The sequence below is a fragment of the Nitrosococcus wardiae genome (genome assembly GCF_004421105.1).
Lineage (GTDB): Bacteria > Pseudomonadota > Gammaproteobacteria > Nitrosococcales > Nitrosococcaceae > Nitrosococcus > Nitrosococcus wardiae.
In genome coordinates, this window is record NZ_CP038033.1 from 3,026,291 (window position 1) to 3,049,950 (window position 23,660).

21 protein-coding genes and 1 pseudogene are annotated in these 23,660 nt (G+C 51.2%); 15 read left to right on the forward strand and 7 right to left on the reverse strand.

Annotated elements, in window-relative coordinates; all coding sequences use genetic code 11:
- Nucleotides 1–31 precede the first annotated feature (31 nt).
- From E3U44_RS14370 to E3U44_RS14400, 7 genes are all read right to left on the reverse strand, one after another.
- On the reverse strand, nucleotides 32–1,321 hold the full coding sequence (locus E3U44_RS14370) for a dihydrolipoamide acetyltransferase family protein (protein ID WP_134358818.1): 1,290 nt from the start codon (nucleotides 1,319–1,321) through the stop codon (nucleotides 32–34).
- Between the two features lie 12 nt (nucleotides 1,322–1,333).
- Nucleotides 1,334–2,314 (reverse strand): alpha-ketoacid dehydrogenase subunit beta, encoded by a 981-nt coding sequence (locus E3U44_RS14375; protein ID WP_134358819.1) that lies wholly within the window; start codon nucleotides 2,312–2,314, stop codon nucleotides 1,334–1,336.
- Nucleotides 2,307–3,410, reverse strand: a complete 1,104-nt coding sequence (gene pdhA, locus E3U44_RS14380) for a pyruvate dehydrogenase (acetyl-transferring) E1 component subunit alpha (RefSeq protein WP_134358820.1) — start codon at nucleotides 3,408–3,410, stop codon at nucleotides 2,307–2,309. The genes E3U44_RS14375 and pdhA overlap by 8 nt, the downstream gene beginning before the upstream one ends.
- Before the next feature lie 288 nt (nucleotides 3,411–3,698).
- Nucleotides 3,699–4,751: an RNA 3'-terminal phosphate cyclase gene (gene rtcA, locus E3U44_RS14385; protein ID WP_134358821.1), complete on the reverse strand. Its 1,053-nt coding sequence runs from the start codon at nucleotides 4,749–4,751 to the stop codon at nucleotides 3,699–3,701.
- A 19-nt stretch (nucleotides 4,752–4,770) separates the two neighbouring features.
- Nucleotides 4,771–5,769 (reverse strand): cytochrome d ubiquinol oxidase subunit II, encoded by a 999-nt coding sequence (cydB, locus tag E3U44_RS14390; protein WP_134358822.1) that lies wholly within the window; start codon nucleotides 5,767–5,769, stop codon nucleotides 4,771–4,773.
- Nucleotides 5,770–5,787: 18 nt separating this feature from the next.
- Nucleotides 5,788–7,152 (reverse strand): cytochrome ubiquinol oxidase subunit I, encoded by a 1,365-nt coding sequence (locus tag E3U44_RS14395; RefSeq protein ID WP_134358823.1) that lies wholly within the window; start codon nucleotides 7,150–7,152, stop codon nucleotides 5,788–5,790.
- A gap of 31 nt (nucleotides 7,153–7,183) precedes the next feature.
- Nucleotides 7,184–7,912 (reverse strand): PRC-barrel domain-containing protein, encoded by a 729-nt coding sequence (locus E3U44_RS14400; protein WP_134358824.1) that lies wholly within the window; start codon nucleotides 7,910–7,912, stop codon nucleotides 7,184–7,186.
- Between the two features lie 222 nt (nucleotides 7,913–8,134).
- Here E3U44_RS14400 and E3U44_RS14405 point away from each other — a divergent pair, with 222 nt between their 5' ends.
- The 15 genes and pseudogenes from E3U44_RS14405 (at nucleotide 8,135) to E3U44_RS14475 (ending at nucleotide 23,603) form a co-directional block, all read left to right on the forward strand.
- Nucleotides 8,135–8,608 carry a hypothetical protein gene (locus E3U44_RS14405; RefSeq protein ID WP_134358825.1) on the forward strand — a complete coding sequence of 158 codons (474 nt, stop codon included), beginning with the start codon at nucleotides 8,135–8,137 and terminating at the stop codon, nucleotides 8,606–8,608.
- An 18-nt stretch (nucleotides 8,609–8,626) separates the two neighbouring features.
- Nucleotides 8,627–8,860: a hypothetical protein gene (locus E3U44_RS14410; protein ID WP_134358826.1), complete on the forward strand. Its 234-nt coding sequence runs from the start codon at nucleotides 8,627–8,629 to the stop codon at nucleotides 8,858–8,860.
- Between the two features lie 112 nt (nucleotides 8,861–8,972).
- On the forward strand, nucleotides 8,973–9,368 hold the full coding sequence (gene ndhC / locus E3U44_RS14415; protein WP_134358827.1) for an NADH-quinone oxidoreductase subunit A: 396 nt from the start codon (nucleotides 8,973–8,975) through the stop codon (nucleotides 9,366–9,368).
- 4 nt (nucleotides 9,369–9,372) lie between these two features.
- A pseudogene (locus E3U44_RS14420) lies at nucleotides 9,373–9,885 on the forward strand (NuoB/complex I 20 kDa subunit family protein); the annotation flags it as partial.
- Nucleotides 9,886–10,043: 158 nt separating this feature from the next.
- Entirely contained in the window at nucleotides 10,044–11,786 is a 1,743-nt protein-coding gene (nuoC, locus tag E3U44_RS14425) for an NADH-quinone oxidoreductase subunit C/D (protein ID WP_134358829.1), read from the forward strand.
- Nucleotides 11,787–11,788: 2 nt separating this feature from the next.
- Nucleotides 11,789–12,253, forward strand: a complete 465-nt coding sequence (nuoE, locus tag E3U44_RS14430) for an NADH-quinone oxidoreductase subunit NuoE (protein WP_134358830.1) — start codon at nucleotides 11,789–11,791, stop codon at nucleotides 12,251–12,253.
- A complete protein-coding gene (gene nuoF / locus E3U44_RS14435; protein ID WP_134358831.1) occupies nucleotides 12,250–13,542 on the forward strand; it encodes an NADH-quinone oxidoreductase subunit NuoF in 1,293 nt (430 codons plus the stop codon). Before nuoE ends, nuoF begins: the two co-directional genes overlap by 4 nt.
- The gene (gene nuoG / locus E3U44_RS14440) at nucleotides 13,542–16,259 is read left to right on the forward strand and encodes an NADH-quinone oxidoreductase subunit NuoG (protein ID WP_134358832.1); all 2,718 of its coding nucleotides are present in this window, start codon (nucleotides 13,542–13,544) and stop codon (nucleotides 16,257–16,259) included. The genes nuoF and nuoG overlap by 1 nt, the downstream gene beginning before the upstream one ends.
- The gene (gene nuoH, locus E3U44_RS14445; RefSeq protein WP_134358833.1) at nucleotides 16,256–17,215 is read left to right on the forward strand and encodes an NADH-quinone oxidoreductase subunit NuoH; all 960 of its coding nucleotides are present in this window, start codon (nucleotides 16,256–16,258) and stop codon (nucleotides 17,213–17,215) included. Before nuoG ends, nuoH begins: the two co-directional genes overlap by 4 nt.
- Before the next feature lie 18 nt (nucleotides 17,216–17,233).
- Nucleotides 17,234–17,776 carry an NADH-quinone oxidoreductase subunit NuoI gene (nuoI, locus tag E3U44_RS14450; protein WP_134358834.1) on the forward strand — a complete coding sequence of 181 codons (543 nt, stop codon included), beginning with the start codon at nucleotides 17,234–17,236 and terminating at the stop codon, nucleotides 17,774–17,776.
- A gap of 107 nt (nucleotides 17,777–17,883) precedes the next feature.
- Complete coding sequence (gene nuoJ, locus E3U44_RS14455) at nucleotides 17,884–18,390, forward strand: NADH-quinone oxidoreductase subunit J (RefSeq protein WP_134358835.1); 507 nt, start codon at nucleotides 17,884–17,886, stop codon at nucleotides 18,388–18,390.
- A complete protein-coding gene (nuoK, locus tag E3U44_RS14460; protein WP_134358836.1) occupies nucleotides 18,387–18,695 on the forward strand; it encodes an NADH-quinone oxidoreductase subunit NuoK in 309 nt (102 codons plus the stop codon). The genes nuoJ and nuoK overlap by 4 nt, the downstream gene beginning before the upstream one ends.
- Nucleotide 18,696: 1 nt before the next feature.
- Complete coding sequence (gene nuoL, locus E3U44_RS14465) at nucleotides 18,697–20,670, forward strand: NADH-quinone oxidoreductase subunit L (protein WP_134358837.1); 1,974 nt, start codon at nucleotides 18,697–18,699, stop codon at nucleotides 20,668–20,670.
- Nucleotides 20,667–22,163 (forward strand): NADH-quinone oxidoreductase subunit M, encoded by a 1,497-nt coding sequence (gene nuoM, locus E3U44_RS14470; RefSeq protein ID WP_134358838.1) that lies wholly within the window; start codon nucleotides 20,667–20,669, stop codon nucleotides 22,161–22,163. The genes nuoL and nuoM overlap by 4 nt, the downstream gene beginning before the upstream one ends.
- Before the next feature lie 3 nt (nucleotides 22,164–22,166).
- A complete protein-coding gene (locus E3U44_RS14475; protein ID WP_134358839.1) occupies nucleotides 22,167–23,603 on the forward strand; it encodes an NADH-quinone oxidoreductase subunit N in 1,437 nt (478 codons plus the stop codon).
- Nucleotides 23,604–23,660: the final 57 nt, after the last annotated feature.

Sequence of the window (23,660 nt, forward strand, 5' to 3'; positions counted from 1 at the left end):
TAGGAGGGGGATTTTAATCCCCCTTCCTTTCCTAAACCGTCAACATAAAAGCTTCTGGATCAGCTAAAGTATTGACAATGGCTCGAGCAAAACGAGCTGCATCGGCCCCATCATTTATCCGATGATCAAAAGCCACAATTAATGGTAAGCGCAACCTGGGAACCACAGTAAAATCCTCCCTATCCCCCTGGATGACAGGTTCTAGCCGCGCGCGGCCCATACCCAAAATAGCAACCTGGGGATAGTTGATGATGGGGGCAAAACGCATTCCTCCAATGGGGGCAGGATTAGTAATCGTGAAGGTACCACCCCGCATCGTCTCGGGTTTGATATTACCGCTTTGTACCTGCTCCACCAGTTGCGGCAGTTCAATAGCCAAATCGATAAGACTTTTACGATCCACATCCCGTATGACAGGCACAATCAATCCTTGTTCGCTATCTACCGCAATCCCCAAATGATAGTATTCCTTTAAAATAATCTCTTCCGATTCCACATCTAAGCTGGCATTAAAACGGGGAAATTTTTTAAGCGCTGCCACGGCGGCTTTCATCACCAACACAGTCAAGCTAAGCCGACCACCCTGGGCTTCCACAGTGGCTTTTTGCTGGCGGCGAAATTCCTCAAGTTCCGTAATATCAGCAACATCTTCATGGGTGACATGGGGGATCTGGGACCAAGCTAGGGCCATGCGTTCAGCGGTTCTGCGCCGGATACCCCGGAATGGAAGGGTTTTTACAACCCCCCATTGGCTGAAATCAGGCAAAGGAGGAGCCTCGGATGGAAAACGGCCCGCTCTTTGTGGTGGCTTCTCCTCTTTGGGCGCCTTCTTTTTCTGCTCTGCGTACGCTCTAACATCTTCAGATTCCACACGCCCGCCGGGTCCACTCCCTGAAACCTCCCGCAAATTCACATCTAATTCTCTTGCCAACCGCCGAGTTGCCGGCGATGCCGGCACTGGGCCTTTCTCTGGCTGGGGGGGCTGCTCAGGTTTCGGCTGCTTTTTTTCGGAGATTTCTTCTGCCGGCGGAGTTTTTTTCTCCTCCTCGGGCTGTGCTTTTTCCTCAGTCGGAGCCTGTTCTCCCTTTGCTCGATAAGTCATCAACACATCACCTACTTGAGCTCGATCCCCTTCTTGGACTTTGATCTGCTCAATGGTGCCAGTGAAAGAAGCCGGCAGTTCAAAGGTCGCCTTGTCAGTCTCCGCATCCAGAAGAATCTCTCCTTCCTCTACAGAGTCTCCCTCAGACACTCTGATTTCATGAATTTCCGCTTCATGGATACCTTCGCCCGGGTCTTGAAATTTAAACTCTTCAGCCATGGGATTCCCTCCTTATGCACTGAGCGCCTGTTGGGCCGCTGCCAGAATACGGGGCACGGTAGGTAAATAGTCCTGTTCTCGTGCAAAGAAGGGCACAATGACATCGAATCCAGTGACCCGTTGAATTGGGGCTTCCAAGTAGAAAAACGATTTCTCTATCAAACGGGCCATGATTTCCCCTGCGGGTCCAAAGCTTCGATGAGCTTCATGGACAATAACGATTCGGCCCGTCTTCCGGGCCGATTCAGTGAATAGTTTGTCATCCAGAGGATGTATAGTGACGAGATCAATAACTTCTGCCTCCACCCCTTCTTCTTCTGACAGCCTAGCCGCGGCCTCTAAGGTGCGATGCAGCATAGCGCCATAGGAAATTAAGGTCAGATCATTGCCTTCTCGTAGAATCCTGGATTTTCCTAAAGGGAATGTTTCTTCTTCCTCGGGAACTTCCTCGCGAAAAGCACGATAAACCAGCTTAGGTTCAAAAAACACCACTGGATCAGGGTCGCGAATAGCACTGACTAAGAGGGCCCGGGCGTTACGAGGGCTAGAGGGTATGACCATTTTGAGTCCCGGCGTATGGGCATAGTAGATTTCTTTGCTTTCGGAATGATGCTCCAGTGCATGAACACCAGCACCATAAGGCATTCGTATAACCATGGGAGCGGTATAACGTCCCTGGGAACGCCAACGCAGCCGGGAGACATGGCCCTCTACCTGGTGCATAGCAAAGTAACTAAATCCAGAAAACTGCATCTCACAAACAGGCCGAAGTCCATAAGCCGCCATGCCAAGGGAAGCCCCCACAATTACCCCCTCTGCTAAAGGGGTATCCATCACTCGTTCTTCACCAAAGGCATCAATGAGACCATCAGTAACCCGAAATACCCCACCGTCTACGCCCACATCTTCGCCTAGCACCATCACCCGGTCATCCTTTTCCATTTCTTGCCTAAGAGCAAGGTTCAGCGCTTCTACCATAGTGAGTTCAGGCATGATCTGCCTCCTCTTGCGCCTCTATAAACTGGCTGAAGAATTCTTTTTGTTCCTGAAGATAAGGGGGCAATTGGGCATAGATATACTCAAACATATCGAGAGGGTTACCCAGCTTTTCCATTTGCTGCTGGGCTTCTGACCACTCTGCATCCAGTTGTTCTTTTATTTCCTTCTCTAGATCATCGATATCTTTTTCTGAGAGGTGTCCCGCTTCTTGCAAAAATTTTTGAAATCGCGGCAAGGGATCCCGCTTTTCCCAAATTTTGACCTCCTCTTCTTGACGATACTTGGTAGGGTCATCCACGGTGGTATGCATGGTAAGGCGGTAGGTGATACACTCAATCAAAGTAGGCCCCCCACCAGAACGGGCACGATCAACCGCTTCTTGTGTTGCTGCATAAACGGCCAGGACATCGTTACCATCCACTTGAATCCCCGGTATCCCATAGGCCAAAGCTTTTTGTGCCAAGGTCTTGGACTTGGTTTGCTTCTCACGGGGAACGGAGATGGCCCAATGATTGTTCTGGCATACAAAAACCGCGGGGACCCCAAACACAGCGGCAAAATTTAATGCTTCATGAAAATCGCCTTCGGAAGTTGCTCCATCGCCAAAGAAGGTCAACACGACCTCTTGTTTCTTCCGGTATTTAATCCCATAAGCAACTCCCACCGCATGGGGAAGCTGGGAGGCTACCGGAACTGCATTGGGAAAATCTCGCTGCTGCTCTGGAATCTTTCCACCTTCATTGTAGCCTGCATTAAAAATGATTAGGGCTGAAGGGGGCGTCCCTCGCCAGAGGATAGCGGCAATTTCGCGGAAAGCGGGAAGCATCCAATCTTCAGCTTTTAAATTGGCAACAGCGCCAATTTGCGCTGCCTCCTGACCCTTGACGGGCGCAAAGGTTCCAATATGTCCTTGCCGTTGCAGCAACAACAAGCGCTCATCAAAGCGGCGAGCAAGCAACATCCCTCGGTGGAACCGAAGTAATTGCTTTTTGGAGAGCTCTGGCATTAAATCCTGATCGAGACTGCCATTCTCATCAAGTATGGAAAGGTGCTCAATAGAATGTTCTAACTCGATTTCTTTTCTTGGCATATCGGCATCCTGTTCTTTGCCCTTTGTTTACACCAATCGCTAATTGCAGCAACTGGGTGGGACGTTTATTCTTGCCACTGCTATAAATCTATAGCAAAGCCTTGTACCAAGTGCCAGGTCAGAATGACTTAATTTCTGTCAGGGACACCTCCTGTCTGCAATAATTTTTCTTTGAATATGTAGAACCTAGACCTGATGATCCTGGCAACAGATGCCGACTCCTGTCTTCTACACCGGGCGAGGAGAGCCTGTTATCCTTTCAAATGCTGATGATTCCTGTGCAAAAACTTACCGAGCCTGTAACGCAATCATCCAACGATCCGGGGCCTGCTCTTGCACACTCACCTCAAGAGGCATAAATTGTTGCAAAACCTCAATATTAGTTTTGGTATGCAGACTGGGCTGCACAGTCAACATGGACCCTGCTCCTGCCAACGCCATGGGCAACAGCAATTGATCAGCCATATACTCGCTGACCGCCACCTTAGCCTGGAGATAACGCTGTACTTTGCCAGCTAACCGTTGCGCCACAGTTTCCGCGCGCACGCCCCGCTCACCGAAGCCGGTGAACACTTCAGTAATAAACTCACTGATTACGCTCACTGTAACCGCATTGCCGGAGCCTCTGGCATTGCTCACTAAAGTGATAATTTGTTGTTCTTTACGAATATCGAGCGCCTTAGACAATACTTGCAGCTCCCGCTGGGCAATGTGATCCGGTAACCGAGACAGCAGCACACAGACCTGTATATCAACAATATTGCCCCGTTCAAGCAGGTGAATCGGCTCCAAGCGGTCTCTGGGATCAATATGGACATGCACCATACCTCCGCCGGCAGGATAAAATCCCGGCTGCTCCAGCTCAATCTTCAAGGAAGGCCCCATACGGTTAATCAATGGGACAAACGCCTGCTGCAAAAACTCAAAGGGTGGCGCCAATGGATTGTGAGTACCACCGATTAACGCTAACTGGGAAACCCTCTTTGCCTGCAACAGCGCCGGTAAGACCGTCTGGAGCACCAAGCTGGTGCTCCCGGCAGTACCAATATCGAACCTATAGGGACCGGTCTTTATCCGCTCAGGGAGAAAAGTTAATGCCTGCGAGCCGATGTCTGCCCCTTGCACCCGAGCATTTCCCACCTCAACCGCGGCCCGAACTGCCGCCAGGTGCTGGGGCCTAAGGCCAGGTTTTTTTCGCCTGCTGCGAATGTTGATGATACGAAAGGGTTTGTTTAAACACAGGGAAAGAGCCAGTGAAGTGCGTAGAATCTGCCCCCCGCCTTCCCCTATAGAACCGTCAATAATCAGCAGTTCGGAGCTGATATTTTCCCCTCTTGCCATTAACTTATTGAACCATTATTTAGTAATAGCTCCTTCCCGCAGCGACTTTTCCCTTAAATATGCGATAACTAAAAGTGGTATAACCCAGAATGAGAGGCACGAGGATGACGGCACCTACCAATAAGAAGCGTTGGGATTCAGGGGGTGCTGCAGTTTCCCACAGGGTCAATTGATAGGGTATGGTGTAAGGCCAGATGCTTACCGCCAGACCAATAAAAGAAAGAAAAAATAAGGATACACTGAAGATAAATGGAGCCCGTTCACGCTGTTTTTTCAAAGCATGCCAAAGGGCGAGAGCGACCCCCAGGGTAGCGACAGGGATAGGAGACAAAAGTAGAAAATTAGGCCAAGAAAACCAGCGCTCGGCAACTTCAGGTTTAGCTAGAGGTGTCCAGAGGCTCACCATTGCAATCCAAGCTAAGACAATGAGCAGCAACCAACGGGCAGCCTGGTAAGCCCACTGCTGTAACTCTCCCGTGGTTTTGATGATAAGCCAAGTCGCTCCCAATAGGGAATAACCACACATTAAGGCAAAACCCGTCATCAGGCTAAAAGGGGTCAGCCAATCTAAAGCCCCTCCCGTATAGCCCCCCTCGGTGACTTCTAATCCCTGGATAAAAGCCCCCAGGATTAAGCCCTGAGCAAAGGCCGCTACAGAAGAGCCAAAGTTAAATGCTCCGTCCCATACCCCCTGACTGCGCTCAGATTTAAAACGAAATTCAAAGGCAACACCGCGAAAAACTAGGGCAAACAACATTATCAGAACGGGGATATAAAGGGCCGGCATTAAGATGCTGTAGGCTAGGGGAAAAGCCGCAAAAAGCCCGCCGCCCCCAAAAATAAGCCAAGTCTCGTTGCCATCCCAAACTGGGGCGATGCTGTTCATCATCATATCCCGCTCCTTGGCATCTCGACCCCACGGAAAAAGTATCCCGATTCCTAGGTCAAAACCATCCAGAATCACATATATCAAAATGGCAAAAGACAGCAGTACAGCCCAAATTAGCACCAGATCCATAATTTTCTCCTTCCGCTTTCATCCACTTGGAAGCCACGCTGTGCGGGCTGAGGTAAAGGGGGGTGGCTCGGTTTTATAATCAGGGCCGGCTCGGAATAACTTGAAAAGGTAATAGACAAAGGCCAAGAATAAAATCCCATAGACCAACACAAAGAGTGAAAGGGAGATCAGCACGGCCTGTGCCGGAATATCAGAAGCCATATCTACCGTCCGCATCAAGCCTTGCACTATCCAAGGCTGCCGACCCACCTCCGCAACCACCCACCCCGCCACCGTGGCGACAAAACCTAAGGGGGCAGTAAACATGCAAAGGCGAAAGAACCAAGGCTGTTTATAAAGTTGCTTTTTCCAGCGAAGCCATAACCCTATCCATGCTACCCCTAGAAATAAAAACCCGCTAAATAGCATTATTCGGAAAGAGAAAAAGACAATAGGCACATTGGGCCGCTGATCTGGGGTGACCTCTTTCAGACCCTTTACCTCGCCCTCTGGATCATGTTGAAGAATCAGACTAGCAGCCTTGGGGATACCTATCTCAAAGTGATTGGTTTCCTTCTCCTGGTCTGGCCAAGCAAAAATCAGGAAAGGTACTTCACGGCCAGTTTCCCAAAGTCCCTCCATGGCAGCCACTTTCATAGGTTGATCTCGCTGAACCTGCAAACCGTGGAGATCACCCATGAGAATTTGGGCAGGGGCAAGCACCGCGGCTAACCCCAGAGTAAGAGAAAAGCAGGAACGGGCCACAAACTCGTGCTGACCCTTTAACAAATACCATCCTGCTACACCGGCGATCAGAAAAACAGTGCTAAGAAAGGAAGCGAACAACATATGAGTAAAACGATAAAGGAAAGAAGAAGTAAAAATCACCTCACTCCAATCCGTTACGTAAAAAATTCCTTCCTCCAAACGATATCCTGCCGGTGTATGCATCCAGGAATTTGCCGCCAATATCCAGAAAGCAGAAATGATAGTCCCCAAGGCAACGACACAAGTTGACAGAAAGTGCAAACGATTACCTACTCGATACCATGCAAATAGCATGACACCCAAAAAACTCGCCTCAAGGAAAAAAGCCGTCATCACCTCGTATCCAAGCAGTGGGCCGAGGACATTTCCCGTGGCTTCAGAGAAACGACTAAAATTAGTTCCAAACTCGAAGGAAAGCACAATGCCAGAGACCACGCCCATCCCGAAACTCAGCCCGAAAATCCTTACCCAGAATTTGTAGATGTAATAATACAAATCCTTTTTTGTCCTTAACCATAAGGCCTCAATAATCACCAGAAATACAGCAAGCCCGATGGTAAGGGTGGGAAAGAGAATATGAAAAGCTAGCGTAAAGGCAAACTGAATCCGGGACAGCAACACAGCGTCAAATTCCATCGTCTGGCTCCTTATGAGAATTTTTTAGTGGTTATTCCCAATATTGGCTGCGACCATAATGCCCATAGAGACTTACTTCATAATCACGACCGATAATTTGTCCCTCTTCATATTCAGGTGCGGAACGGATAGCTTCACGCAATAGATCAACTTGCACTTTACGGTCCTTCCAATTGACTTGCTCAATCCAGGCAGGTGCGACAAGAACTTTCTTTCCAAACCACCCTGGATGGGTACTGATTTCCAGATATCGAATGACCCAGTCCTTCTCATCCACGATAAAATCTTCCACATGCCCGATCTCCCCATCACGGGCTTCGATACGATACCCTGTCACTTCAGCACTGCTCCGTAAATAGGGGTCTCCAACCTCTTCCCCCTTGTTTTCTTTTTTAGACTCCTGGCCTAGGTGGCCAAACAAATCGCTTCTCCAGTAAGGTAGCCAACTATAGTATCGGTGGTACTCTTCCTCCTGCTGCCGTGATATTGGTTTTTTTACATCAATAGGGGGACCAGTCTCTATCTGCTCTCGGGTTAATTCCACTTGCAATATCCATTCTTCTTCATGAATGGAGCCTAAAGCCTCGGGAGTAATCAGAACCGGGCGCTCTATTAGCCAATTACCCGTTTCAACCACCAGATAACGCACCCTCCAAGAAGAGTCGTCAAAATAAACTTCTCGGAGTTTCCCAATATCCCCATCTTTGGCATGAAGTGTGAAGCATTTCAACCCTTGGATCCTTCTTAGCACGTGTAACATCGCAACCTCTTAACTCCAGTAGCTTAAATATCAACCTCATTTTGAGCACCCTAGCCCAAAATATTCACTTTGCCCTCCTTAGCTCCTTTAGTCTTTTAATAAAGTGTAATGCAATTTTTTCTTTGAATCCTGCCAATATCCGACTACATATAGGGAATAGCCCTGATCTATCCTAGAGGATAGGCAATGGTCTAATGATTTATTGAACAGACAGGGAAAACCATGTGGATTGAACTTGTTGAAATAATGGAGCAGCGTTGTCTTAATGATGCATTGCCACGGCAACATCAGGCCAGGGCAGCGATATTGCTTTATGGAGGTTTTATCAATTGCGAAGAAGCATTTACACGGCACAAAAACACCCAGTCCGAAGTTGATTTAGCCAATGCGGTGTTAGCCATCGATAGCTTTATTTCTACCCTCTATACTTTGGACTCTCTCCTTTCCTTATTCGAACCTGATCTAAAAGAGAAATTAGGAAAATATGCTTTAGAGGAAAGCCGTCTAGCCTACCTTTTCAAACCTAAGGAACTACTTAAAACCCAGGTAAAATTGCTACGCGACATAGTGAGTGCTGAAATCGAAGTAATACCCTTGATGACCCATGATCTAAGCGCTTTCACAGGAGCCCGGGAAAGACTTGCCCGCTTTATTACCGATACTTTCTCTCTCAATGAAATTTTCGAAGGGCCCTAATGCCCCTTGAAGGGAAAAATGCCACCACTTAATACCGAAAAGGAAAGGATAAACTTACTCCTGCAGCGTGATGGGTTAGAGGCGACCCAAAACTGGGTCGCAAGAACGCTCAATATCTATCGCGAAGCGGTCGCTAGCCCGGCCAGTCATGCTTCCCAAAAAAACTATAAGCCTCTTTTTGAAAAATCAATCCAAGAGTTTGAGGAATGGCTCTCACTCACTCAAGAACATAATAGCCTAATTCCCTTTTAAGGACAGTACCGCCAAAGCCCCTTCTCTTCTTAAGGTATTTATTAACCTTGCAGCCAGCGCCTTCCTCGCCTACGGTTTAGTAAAAGCCTTTTTTAAGATTTTTATCAACCCCATGCAATCAACTGAATTTTGGCCTTTTGTGCTCTATACCGGTATTGTCCTTGCCTTAGTCGCAGCAATCCTCGGGCTATCCTATATTTTGGGGCAGCGTCATAGGGAAAGAGCGACCGGTGAACCCTTTGAATCAGGTGTTGTGCCGGTTGGCTTCGCACGGTTACGTTTTTCTGCCAAGTTTTATTTGGTTGCTGTCTTGTTCGTCATCTTTGATATGGAAGCCGTTTTTATTTTCGCCTGGGCGGTGGCGTTCCGGGAAACAGGTTGGATAGGATATGGGGGGGCGCTAGCTTTTATCGCCATCTTGGTGGTGGCCCTGATTTATGAATGGCGGGTAGGAGCTCTGGATTGGCAGCCCCAGGGAAGAAAAAAACGAACATCTAGAGGGTTGTGATCCTATGCGATGGTGGTTAAGCAAACCCAAAACAGCAGCTTCAATTGAACAGAGCAAAGATTCTTTTGAAGATGCTGTCCGGCGTAATTTGCTATTTGCTCGGTTGCAGGATCTTATCTCCTGGGGCCGGAAAAATTCTATCTGGCCCTTTAATTTTGGGCTTTCCTGCTGCTATGTGGAAATGGCCACCAGTTTTACCAGTAAATATGACCTCGGCCGCTTTGGTTCCGAAGTCATCCGCGCCACCCCCCGAGAGGCCGATCTCATGGTGATCTCGGGAACAGTGTTTATAAAAATGGCTCCTGTCATTAAACGCCTCTATGAGCAGATGATGGAACCCCGCTGGGTGATTTCTATGGGATCCTGCGCTAATTCCGGCGGGATGTACGATATTTACAGTGTAGTTCAAGGAGTCGATAAATTTCTCCCGGTGGATGTCTATGTTCCCGGTTGTCCTCCTCGCCCCGATGCCCTGTTGGAAGGATTACTACTGCTTCAGGAGGCGATCGGCAAAGAAAAACGCCCTTTAAGTTGGATGATCGGCCCCCAAGGCGTAGAACAGTTACCCAAAGCGAGCCTGCGGGATCAAAAACGCCCTGAACGCCAGCAAGCCACTGTCCTGCGAAGTCCAGATGAAGTTTAAACCAGAGCAAAACCCAAAGGGAGACTTTCCCCATGGCTAGCTCTATTAGGGAGGCGCTCTATCAGCAATTTGATGAAGCAAACTTTATCTTGCAAGAAACCGGCGAGGGAGTCCCTACTTTCTGGGTAAAAAAGAGGCAAATTGCCGCAGTTTTACGGTATCTCAAATCCGAAGTGGAGCGGCCCTACCCTATGCTCTACGACTTAACGGCTATCGATGAACGAGTCCGAACCCATCGACCCGGTCAACCGGAGAGCGATTTTACCCTGGTATATCATCTCTTATCCTTTGATCGGAATGAGGATATCCGCCTCAAAGTTCCCTTGCACGGGGAATCACCTTCCTTGCCTACCATTACCTCGATCTGGCCGGCCGCGAACTGGTATGAGCGGGAAGTTTGGGATCTCTTTGGTATTAACTTTGAAGGCCACCCTCACCTTCGCCGTATTCTTTTACCCCCTACTTGGCAGGGCCATCCCTTGCGCAAGGATCATCCGGCCCGGGCAACCGAGATGGGTCCTTTTCACCTGTCTGAAGAAAAACAACAGCGGGAACAAGAGGCTCTACGCTTTAAACCGGAAGACTGGGGGATGAAACGGACCGCTAAAAGCACTGATTTTATATTCCTCAACCTGGGTCCCAACCATCCCAGTGTCCATGGGGTTTTTCGGATTGTTCTGCAGCTTGATGGGGAAGAAATTGTCGATGCCGTCCCCGATATCGGTTATCACCATCGGGCCGCTGAAAAAATGGGCGAGCGCCAATCCTGGCATACCTATATTCCCTACACCGATCGGGTCGACTACCTGGGTGGGGTGATGAATAACCTCCCCTATGTCTTAGCCGTCGAGCAATTGGCAGGTATCCAAGTCCCGGAGCGGGCTAAGGTCATCCGGGTCATGCTAGCAGAGCTCTTTCGCATTGCCAGTCACCTGGTGTTTTACGGCACTTTTGCGCAGGACGTGGGCCAACTCTCCCCCGTCTTTTACATGTTTACGGATAGAGAACGGGTTTTTGACATTATCGAAGCCATTTGCGGGGGCCGGATGCACCCTAACTGGTTTCGTATCGGCGGTGTAGCCCAAGATCTACCCTTCGCTTGGAAACGTTTAATTCGAAACTTTCTACATTATTTGCCGCCACGCCTTGACGAGTACGACAAAATTACCATGCAAAACCGGATACTCAAAAAGCGTACTCAGGGCGTAGGCAGTTACACGGTTGCCGAGGCCATTGAATGGGGGGTTACGGGACCAGGCCTACGCGCCTGCGGTTTAGAATGGGATCTTCGTAAACAACGTCCCTACTCAGGATATGAACAGTTTCAGTTTGATATCCCAATTGCCCAGCACGGTGACTGTTACGACCGGTGCCGAGTACGCATTGAAGAAATGCGCCAAAGCCTGCGGATCATCAAGCAATGCCTTGACCATATGCCCGCCGGTCCCTATAAGGCCGACCACCCTCTGACCACCCCGCCGCGAAAAGAACACACCATGCATGATATTGAGACCTTAATTTCCCACTTTTTGAGTGTCAGCTGGGGTCCCGTGATTCCCGCGGGTGAAGCTTGCGTGAGCATTGAAGCGACTAAAGGCAACAACAGCTATTATCTGATTAGCGATGGCCAAACTCAGCCTTATCGAGTACGCATCCGCACCCCTTCCTTCCCCCACCTTCAGATGATTCCGCTCATTAGCCGGGGGGCAATGGTGCCTGATCTGATTGCCACCTTGGGTAGCATCGATTTTGTAATGGCAGATGTAGATCGCTAATTATGCTAAGTGATGAAGCGAAAAAAGAGATCGAGACCGAGCTTCGCCAGTACGAGCAAAAGCAGGCGGGCTCCGTGGAAGCGCTCAAGATAGTGCAGCGGCGCCACGGCTGGGTCTCTGACCAGCATCTGCGCGATGTCGCGGAAATGCTGGAAATGTCGCTCGAGGAACTGGATGGGGTAGCCACCTTTTATAATCTTATCTTCCGCCGGCCAGTAGGTAGACACGCTATTTTACTCTGCGACAGCGTCAGCTGCTGGATTATGGGCTATGACCGGCTGTACCAACACTTACAGAATCGTTTGGGAATAGGGCTGGGGGAAACCTCCAAGGATAATCGATTTACGCTGTTGCCCACCTGCTGTTTGGGTGATTGCAACCATGCCCCGGTAATGATGGTGGATGAGGATCTGCATCGGGATCTGGACCCAGAGAAAGTCGATGAAATTTTGGGGAGGTATCAATGACCGGAAAATCCATGGCAACTCCTCTCACCCAAAACATTATCCCTGACCGGGAACCGCTAGACATCACACAATACCAGCAGGCCGGCGGCTATCAAGCACTCCGCAAAGCCATCAAGGAACTGACTCCCGAAGAGATTCAGCAAGCGGTCACAGATTCTAAACTCCGGGGCCGAGGCGGGGCAGGCTTTCCCACGGGAATGAAGTGGAGCTTTATCCCCATGGGCGACGATGCCCCTCACCCCAAATATCTGGTTGCCAACGCCGACGAGATGGAACCAGGCACCTTCAAGGACCGCCTACTCATGGAGAACGATCCCCACCAGTTGATTGAGGCAATGATCGTCAGCAGTTATGCTACCCAAGCCGATGTAGCCTATATCTTCCTACGCGACGAATACAAACTGGCAGCCCACTGCCTAAAACAGGCGGCTCAGGAAGCCCATGGACAAGGCTTTCTGGGAAAACATATCCTAGGTTCAGGATTTAGCCTGGAATTCCACATCCATACTAGCGCTGGTCGCTACATCTGTGGAGAAGAAACTGCTCTACTCACCTCCTTGGAAGGCAAACGCGCCATTCCCCGCCAGAAGCCACCTTATCCTCAAGCCTCTGGCCTGTGGGGCAAACCCACCGTGGTGAACAATGTGGAAACCCTCTGCAATGTGCCCCATATCATCAACTATGGTGCCGAATGGTATCACAACCTAAGTCACAGCGAGGATGGGGGGACCAAGCTTTATGGGGCCAGTGGCCGAGTCAAACAGCCCGGCTGCTGGGAACTCCCTATGGGCACGACCATCCGGGAGATCCTAGAGGAATATGCGGGGGGGATGCGGGCAGGTTATCTCTTCCGGGGCCTGCTGCCCGGCGGTGCCTCCACCGATTTTTTAGTGGAGGAACATCTGGATGTCCCGATGGATTTCGACTCGATCATGGAGGCGGGCAGCCGCATGGGTACCGGGGGAATGATCATTCTAGATGATAAAACCTGTCCGGTGGGCATGGTTCTCAATCTGGAACGGTTCTTCGCCCAAGAGTCCTGCGGCTGGTGCACACCCTGCCGAGATGGCTTGCCCTGGGTGGCGCACATTCTACAAGCTATCGAGGAAGGCCGAGGGCAAATGGAAGATTTGGAGATATTAGAAATGCATACCCAATTTCTTGGGCCAGGCAAAACCTTCTGCATGCATGCGCCAGGCGCTATGGAACCGCTGCAAAGCGCCCTCAAATACTTCCGGGAAGATTTCGAGCGACATATCCGCGAACAGCACTGCCCCTGGAGGAATTGATGGCCATCATCCATATTGATGACCAATCCTACGAGGTCGATGCCGGACACAACCTGCTGCAGGCCTGCCTATCTCTGGGTTTCGACTTACCTTACTTCTGCTGGCATCCAGCGATGGGATCGGTGGGTGCCTGCCGGCAATGCGCGGTCAAGCAGTTTCAGAACGAAGAGGATACGAAGGGGCGCATCGTCATGTCTTGCATGACTCCGGCTCAAGACAGCACCCGCATCTCTATCCATGATCCCGAGGCCAAAGCGTTTCGCACCAGCATCATCGAATGGCTAATGATCAATCACCCCCATGATTGTCCAGTGTGCGAGGAGGGGGGAGAGTGCCATCTTCAAGATATGACCCAGCTGACTGGACACACTTACCGCCGCTACCGGTTTAAGAAGCGTACTTTCCGCAATCAATACTTAGGTCCCTTTGTCAAGCATGAGATGAACCGCTGTATCGCCTGCTACCGGTGCGTGCGCTTCTATCGGGAATATGCTGGCGGAAAAGATCTCAATGTCTTTGCCACCCACCACCATGTCTACTTCGGCCGCCATGAGGATGGGGTCCTGGAAAATGAGTTCAGCGGCAACCTGGTGGAGGTCTGCCCCACGGGGGTGTTTACCGACAAGACTTTGAGCGCCCGCTACACGCGCAAGTGGGACCTGCAAACCGCCCCTTCCCTTTGCGTCCACTGTAGTCTGGGTTGTAACACCAGTCCCGGCGAACGCTATGGAGAGCTAAGACGGATTCAAAACCGTTATAGCCAAGCGGTCAACGGTTATTTTCTTTGCGATCGGGGACGGTTCGGCTATGACTTTGTCAACAGCGACCGGAGAATCCGCCAACCCCTGTGGCGGGAAAAGAATGGGGAAAAGGCCGAAGTAGTTCCTAAGGCCGAGGCCCGGCAATACCTAGCCTCCCTGCTCTCCCAAGCGGGTAGGATCATCGGCATCGGCTCGCCCCGCGCCTCCTTGGAGGCCAATTTTGCCCTGCGCACCCTGGTGGGGCCTGAAAACTTCTATTCTGGAATAGCGGCCCGGGAGCAGCAGCTCATATCCCTCATTCTCCATATTCTTAAGAACAGGCCGGTCCGCTCGGCCTCTTTACAGGATGCGGAGCAAGCCGACGCCATCTTGATCTTAGGCGAGGACGTCACCAATACCGCTCCGAGGCTGGCCTTGACCCTGCGCCAATCGGTGCGCCACCGGGCTTTCGAGATTGCCGATCAGCAAAAAATTCCCCGCTGGCAAGATTCCGCGGTACGAAATGCCGCCCAACAGCAACGGAACCCGCTGTTTATTGCCTCGCCAGTCGCCACCCGGCTCGACGATATCGCCACTCAGACTTGGCATGCTGCCCCCGAGGATCTGGCTCGGTTGGGCTTTGCTGTGGCCCATGAACTCAATTCTGAAGCCCCTGCCGTCGCGAATCTTTCCGAGGCACTGCGCAAGCTCGCCCAGCCCATTGCGCAAGCGCTAACATCGGCAAAACGGCCTTTGATCATTTCCGGCACCGGCTGCCAAAGCGAAACAATCATCCAAGCTGCCGCTAATGTAGCCTCAGCATTGGGTGGCGATGACAACAAGGTCAATCTTCTTTTCACAGTACCTGAGTGCAACAGCCTGGGGCTAGGCCTTATGGAGGGCGGCGATCTCGGTCAAGCCTTTCAGGCTTTGGAGAAGGGCACAGCGGATACGCTGATCGTCCTGGAGAATGATCTGTATCGGCGGGCGGATAAGGAGGCCATTGATGCCGCCCTAAGCGCGGCCAAACAACTCATCCTTATCGACCATATTAACCACGCCACGGCAGCAAAAGCCCAGTTAGCGCTTCCTGCCGCAACCTTCGCCGAGGGGGATGGGACTCTGGTCAATCAAGAAGGGCGAGCCCAACGGTTCTTTCAGGTCTTTGTTCCAGAGGGCGATATCCAGGAGAGCTGGCGTTGGCTAAAGGAGGCCATAACCGCCGCTGGACACGAGGAAGGTCTCTGGCATGATCTAGATGGGGTCACTCGCGCCTGTGCCGAAAGCATCGACTCTCTCAGAAATATCCCCCAAGCCGCTCCCCCGGCAACATTTCGCATCCAAGGGATGCGGATCGCCCGCGAGCCCCATCGCTACAGCGGGCGTACTGCCATGGGCGCTCACCTGAGTGTCCACGAGCCTAAACCGCCAGCAGACCCTGATTCCCCTTTTTCCTTTTCCATGGAGGGCTATTATGGGCAACTGCCAGGGGCGCTGATACCGTATTTTTGGGCGCCCGCCTGGAATTCCGTCCAATCGGTCAACAAGTTCCAAGAAGAGGTGGGCGGGCCCCTGCGGGGGGGCATTCCCGGCATCCGCCTGATTGAACCCCCTCCGGAGGCAAAGGCCATCTATTTCGAACAAACGCCTCCAGCTTTCCCCCACCGGGAAGATCAATGGCTGATCTTACCCCTGTACCATATTTTTGGCAGCGAAGAACTAAGCATCCTGGCACCCGCCATCGCTGAACGGGCCCCTAGGCCCTACCTTGCCCTTCATCCGGAAGATGCCGCTAAACTTGAAGTGGCCCCCGGCGGCGGAGTGGAACTCATTCTGGCGGGAAAACCCTACCACCTGCCAGTCTGTTACCAAAAAACTTTACCCCAAGGGATAGCCGGAATTCCCTGGGGTCTGCCGGCATTAAAGGACATGGCCCATCTGCCCGCTTGGGGCCAACTGTCCAAGGAAGTACCATGAATACCATCTTGGCATCATTGCTCAATATCGTCGGCATTTTAGGAGTATTGCTTACCTTGGCGGCCTTGCTGATTTGGATTGAGCGCCGTTTGCTGGGATTTTGGCAAGATCGCTACGGGCCCAATCGGGTCGGCCCCTTCGGCATACTGCAAGTGGTAGCTGATGTCATCAAGCTCTTTACCAAGGAAGATTGGATACCCCCTTTCGCCGACAAGCGGGTTTTCATCCTGGCGCCAACGGTGGTTGTGATAACGGCCTTACTCGCCTTTGCCGTCATTCCCATTACCCCGGATATAGGCATTATTGATCTTAATATTGGATTACTGTTTTTTCTGGCCATGTCCTCTTTGGCCGTCTATAGCGTGGTTTTAGGCGGTTGGGCCTCCAACAACAAGTATTCCTTAATGGGCAGCCTGCGGGCGGCAGCGCAAATGTTGAGCTATGAGGTTTTCATGGGCCTGTCCCTGATGGGGGTCGTGATGCTGGCCGGTTCCTTTAATCTGCGTGAAATTGTGGCCGCACAACAAGGATTATGGTTTTGCATTCCCCAATTTCTTGGTTTGGTGGTATTTCTGATCGCCGGAATCGCAGAGTCCCATCGTCTGCCTTTTGATCTCCCTGAGGCTGAAAATGAATTGGTGGCGGGCTTCCATACCGAGTACTCGGGGATGAAATTCGGCCTCTTTTTTGTTGGTGAGTATCTGGCTATTCTCCTTATCTCAGCCATGATTGTGACTCTTTTCTTTGGCGGTTGGCGAGGACCTTGGCTGCCGCCTCTAGTTTGGTTCTTTATTAAACTTTCTTTCTTTGCATTTTTCTTTATTTTACTACGGGCCGCTCTCCCCAGGCCCCGCTATGATCAACTCATGGCCTATGGTTGGAAACTCATGTTGCCCCTGACATTGATCAACTTAGTGGTTACTGGCGCTGTGGTACTCACTATCGAAGGAACCTAATCTCAAAGGAGGGATGCCATGTGGAACTCATTAAAAAGTCTTTCCCTAGGCAGTGAATTGAGAACTCTCTGGGCTATATTTCTCCATCTTTTCCGGCCCAAAGCAACAATCCAATATCCAGAGGAAAAGCCCTATATCGCGCCAAGATGGCGCGGGCGCATTATCCTCTCCCGGGATCCGGATGGTGAGGAACGCTGTGTCGCCTGTAATTTATGTGCCGTCGCCTGTCCTGTCGATTGCATTGCTCTGCAAAAAACGGAAGACGAACAGGGCCGCTGGTATCCAGAATTTTTTCGCATCAATTTTTCTCGTTGCATTTTTTGTGGCCTTTGCGAAGAAGCCTGTCCCACCTATGCGATTCAACTCACTCCAGATTTCGAAATGGGCGAATATGAGCGGCAAAATTTGGTTTATGAGAAAGAAGATTTATTGATCAGCGGCCCCGGAAAATATCCCGATTATAATTTTTATCGAGTAGCCGGATTAGCGGTTCGTGGTAAGGATAAAGGAGAAGCGGAAAACGAAGAACCACCGGTGGATGTACGCGGACTAATGCCTTAGCTGTTTCCCAAATCAACTTTAATTTCGAGAGCAAAAAAAACACCCTAAAAAGTAGCTAATCCAATCTATTCTTAGAAGTAGTCAACACCGAAAAGCTAAAAATACTTATGGAAATCACCTTCTATATTGCAGCTTTTGTCGCCATTATTTCCACGGCCATGGTGATCACCCAATTAAATCCTGTCCATGCATTGCTTTATTTAATCGTTTCTTTGCTCTCGGTGGCTTTAATCTTTTTTCTCCTCGGCGCGCCTTTTGCGGCCGCCTTAGAAGTCCTCATCTACGCCGGTGCCATTATGGTGCTCTTTGTCTTCGTGGTGATGATGCTCAATTTAGGGGAAAAGAGCATTGTCCAGGAAAATCGCTGGCTCACTCCTAATATGTGGATAGGGCCTGGAATTCTGTCCTTTATTTTGTTGATAGAGCTAATTTATGTCCTGGAGAAAGAAAACAGTCTCCTCTCCAGTGCTGGAATGGTTGAACCCCAACAGGTGGGCAGGGCCCTATTTGGTCCTTATTTATTGGCGGCTGAGCTTGCAGCCATGTTACTGCTGGCAGGTTTGGTAGGAGCCTATCACCTAGGGCGAAGGGAACAGGAGGAGGACCCAGAATGATTTCAATCCCCCTAGAGCATGGTTTGTATTTGGCCGCTGCTCTTTTTTTGCTGGGGTTAATGGGCATTCTGGGACGCCGCAATCTGATATTTATGCTCATGTCCCTGGAAATCATGCTCAATGCCACCGGGCTAGCTTTTATTGTGGCCGGGGCCCGTTGGGGAGAAGCGGAGGGGCAGATTTTTTTTATGCTTATTCTGACCCTGGCCGCTGCAGAGGTAGCCATCGGTTTGGCACTTATTCTGCTAATTTACCGACATTTTGGCACTTTAGATGCCGATCGCATCAGCGAGATGAGGGGCTGAGATGCTAAAACTCCTGTGGCTAGTCCCCACGCTACCTTTGGCCGGTTTTATCCTGTTAATACTGGCCCCAGGTCGACTGTCGAAAAGACTTAGCGCCTTCATTGGCGTGGGTTCGGTGGTTCTATCCGCCCTTTTAACGGTGGGGCTTAGCATGGAGTTTCTACAATCCGAACTTCCAGGAAATACCTATAGGCAAATTTTATGGACCTGGATAGCCATTGCCGATTTTACTCCCCGCATTGCCCTCCATTTAGATTCCCTATCCTTGGTAATGATTTTGGTCATCACCTGGGTAAGCTTTCTGATCCACCTTTATTCCACCGAATTTATGGTCGACGAAACAGATTACCAGCGCTTCTTTGCTTATATGAACCTGTTTGTTGCTTCCATGCTGCTGCTGGTATTGGCCGATGATCTGTTATTCCTTTATCTGGGCTGGGAAGGGGTGGGGCTGTGCAGTTACTTGCTGATTGGCTTTTGGTACCAGGACCCTGCCAATGGTTATGCGGCCCGCAAGGCTTTTCTGGTCACCCGGGTCGGGGACACCGCCATGGCCCTAGGGCTGCTGTTGTTGGTCACTCACCTGGGAACACTCAATATTCAATTGCTCATGGAACGGGCCTCGCAAGCGTGGCCTGTAGGCTCTACGCTAGCCCTAGTGGCGGCTGCCCTGCTGCTCGGGGGCGCGGTCGGCAAATCAGCCCAACTGCCCCTGCAAACTTGGCTGCCCAATGCCATGGCTGGCCCCACCCCGGTAAGCGCCCTCATCCACGCCGCCACCATGGTTACTGCCGGAGTTTACTTGATCGCCCGCACTCATGTGCTGTTTGAACTGGCTCCCCCTGTCCACACGGCGGTGGCGGTGATCGGGGCGTTTACTTTACTGCTGGCAGCCTGTAGCGCCTTGGTCCAAACCGATATCAAACGGATTCTGGCCTACTCCACCATGAGCCAAATTGGCTATATGTTTTTGGCCTTAGGGGTCGGCGCTTGGTCGGCGGCTATTTTTCACTTCATGACTCACGCTTTTTTTAAGGCCCTGCTGTTCCTGAGCGCTGGGGTAGTCATTACCAGCCTGCAGCACGAACACAACATCTTCAAAATGGGCGGCTTGCGAAGGCAGCTTCCCCTCGCCTTCTGGGGGTTTCTCATTGGTGCCGCCTCCCTGGCCTCTTTACCCCTGATTACCGCTGGTTTCTATAGTAAGGATTTGATTCTCTGGCAGGTTTGGTCATCCCCTTTAGGGGGTCCCTGGCTCTGGGCAGCAGGCTTTATAGGGGCTTTATTAACAGCGGTGTATATTTTTCGGGGCTGGTTTATCGCCTTTTTTGGCCCGGTAAAAACGACTGTGGGCAAAAAGCCGGGCATTCTCATGGGTATTCCCTTGCTGCTGCTCTCCCTGCTCTCCATCGTTGGGGGCTGGGTGGAATTGTTACCAATGGGCGGGGATCAACCCTTTTTTTCTAGCCTATTGCACTTAACCCTTCCTGAGCTGGAAACAGGGTATAGAAGCCCAGGGGTGGAGCTTGGTTTGCAATTTATAGTCTCGACGGTCTCCTTGCTAGGTATTGTGCTGGCTTATTTATTTTTCTTGAGTAAGCCCCAATGGCGCCAGACCCTGTTAGAAAAAACGCCGGTTTCGGCATTGCGGCGTTTCTGGTACGTCGGTTGGGGCTTTGACGGGGTATACCACCTGCTCCTAGTACGACCTTTGCAGTGGTTTGCCCATTTCAACAGGAGTGACTTTATCGATGCCTTTTCTCGGGGAATGGGCTGGCTATTGGTGTGGCCTTTCCTGTGGCTCGCCCGCGTCAATAGAGATGACTTCATTGATGCCTTTTATCGGGGAATGGCCTGGCTAGCGCAAGTGGGCCACCAGGGGCTCAGCCGAACCCAAACTGGACTGGTACGCTGGTATACCGGAGGGATTGCTGCTGGGGCTGCCCTACTTATCGCCATGGTGGTGTTCCTATGATACTCATCTGGTTACTTGTAATCTTAATAGTAGGGGGAGTTGGGGCCTGGTATGCCGAGCGCCGGCATCCCCTCTGGCCGCGGATCATTGCCTTACTTGCCTTAGGAATCAATTTCCTCTTGGTGGCGACATTGTGGCTATCACAAGGGAGTCCCTTTGCCATTGCCGGACAAGGCGCTTGGTTAGTGGAACTGGACTGGCCCTGGATTGCCCATTTTGGGATCCGTTTTCATCTGGCTTTGGATGGACTGAGCCTCCTCTTGGTACTCCTGGGCTGTTTCCTGGGGCTCATGGCAGTAGTGGCTTCTTGGACCGAGATCCAATATCGGGTCGGCTTTTTTCATTTCAACTTGTTATGGGTCCTCACGGGCGTACTCGGGGTCTTCATGGCCTTGGATTTGTTTCTGTTCTTTTTCTTCTGGGAAGTGATGCTAGTCCCCATGTATTTTCTCATTGCCATTTGGGGCCACGAGCGCCGCCTCCCAGCGGCCTTTAAGTTTTTTATCTTTACCCATAGCAGTGGCCTGATGCTGTTGGTGGCAATTCTGGTGCTGGTCTGGACCCATTATCAGCATACGGGTGTGTTGACCTTTAATTATTTCGACCTGCTAGGCGCCTCTCTCGATCCCAATACCGCCTTTTGGATAGCGCTGGGATTTTTTATTGCCTTTGCCGTCAAGCTGCCCGCGGTGCCCTTGCATCCTTGGCTGCCGGACGCCCATACTCAGGCCTCCACCGGCGGCAGCGTAATTTTAGCGGGAGTACTCTTAAAGACTGGGGCTTATGGATTGCTCCGTTTCGTGGTCCCCCTATTTCCTGCCACTGCGTTTGATTATAGCCCGGTGATCATGCTACTCGGGGTAATCGGGATTCTCTATGGGGCGGTACTGGCCTTCGCCCAACAAGATGTCAAGCGCTTAATCGCCTACAGCAGTATCAGCCATATGGGCTTTGTCCTCCTGGGCGTGTTTGCCTGGAATCCGGTGGCCCTCCAAGGCGCCGTCATGCAAATGCTGGCCCATGGCATCTCCGTCGCGGCCCTGTTTATGGTCGCCGGCGCCCTGCAAGAACGCCTTCACACCCGGGACATGGGCCGCATGGGAGGGCTATGGAGCAAGGCTCCCCGGCTAGCGGCCATCAGTTTATTTTTTGCGGTAGCGGCTCTAGGCCTCCCTGGGCTCGCTAATTTTATGGGAGAGTTCTTGGTATTGCTGGGGGCTTATCAGGTCAATATTGCTTTCACCGCCGCCGCCGCCCTAGGACTTATTCTCTCCGTGGTCTATGCCTTGATCATGGTGCAGAAAACTCTCCACGGTGAGGCGGAAGAGCAACGGCGCTTTGCGGACTTTTCCACCGGGGATATGGTCGCCATGGGCGCCATGATTTTGATCCTCTTTTGGCTGGGACTATATCCTCAACCGGTATTCGATATGGCCCATCCTGCCCTAGAGGGGCTACAGCAATGGGTCATGGAACCGTCAAGGCAAAACTGACCCATGACTGATTTCATTGCTTTGCTGCCTTGGCTGACCTTAACCCTGGGGTCCCTAACCCTTACCTTGGTGGTGGCTTTTTATCGCCAGCATCGATTGGCCCTGGTGGCGACAATGATCCCATTGCTGCTCTGCTTGATGATGATTCCCATCGCTGCTGGGGTAACCCCCCATCAGCTGCCGCCCTTGTTGATCATCGATCAATATGCCCTGTTTTACACCGGGCTCATCTTGGTCGCGGCCTTAGCCGTAGCCCTCCTGGCCTATAGTTACCTGCAAGGACTTGAAGATCAGCCCGAAGAGTTCTATATGCTCTTGCTCCTAGCCACCCTAGGAGCAACTATTCTGGCCGCTAGTAATCATTTTATCTCCCTCTTCCTAGGCCTTGAAATCTTAAGCGTATCCCTATTTGCTTTGCTGGCCTACCCGCGACATTTACGACCTTCCCTTGAGGCGGGGGTGAAATATTTGATTCTTTCCGGTGCTTCTTCGGCGGTTTTGCTATTTGGTATCGCCCTTATCTATGCCGAACTGGGGACCCTAGAATTTGGGCGTCTCAGCGCTCTTCTTAACCACGGCGAAATTTCTTCTAATGTCTTTTTTTTAGCGGGCCTTGCCTTCATCATCGGCGGCCTGAGCTTTAAGCTTTCATGGGTGCCTTTTCACCTCTGGACTCCCGATGTTTATCAAGGAGCACCGGCCCCCGTGATTGCTTTTCTCACCACCGTATCCAAAGGGGCGGTATTTGCCCTATTACTGCGTTTTTTTATTCAAGTGGAAGGCGGCAATCATCCCCCCCTCACCGTGATGTTCAGTCTGATCGCCTTGTTCTCCATCTTGGTCGGTAATTTACTTGCGCTGCTGCAAAACAATATCAAGCGGATTCTGGCCTATTCCTCCATCGCTCACCTAGGTTATTTATTGGTAGCCCTTGTGGCTAGCGGAAGCCTGGGCGTGGAAGCAATTACTTTCTATTGGGTGGTCTATTTCGTGACGAACTTAGGCGCTTTTGGGGTGGTGACCGTGCTCTCCTCACCAGCTCAAGAAAAGCAAAACCTAGAAGACTATCAGGGGTTATTCTGGCGCCGGCCGGTCCTAGCGGGCATGTTTACTTTCACCCTGCTCTCCCTAGCCGGTATCCCCCTGACAGCAGGGTTTATCGGCAAGTTTTATATCTTTACCGCCAGTGTTGAGGCCGCCCTGTGGCCACTCCTCTTGACACTCATTATTGGCAGCACCTTGGGCCTATTTTATTACCTGCGCATCATCATTGCCCTGTACCGGTTGCCTACGGCAGAAATAGAACGGGTCTATCCTTCTACCCTACCGCTGACTGGCAGTTTAGCGCTTGCCCTCCTTGCTCTATTGCTAGTGTGGTGGGGGGTTTATCCCGGGCCCTTAATGCAGTTCATTCAAACCGTGGCCATGACGCTGCTTTAGCCCCTTGAAGGTTAATCCTAGGCCGTTTTGCTCCAGACCACCGCTAATGTGGAGAAA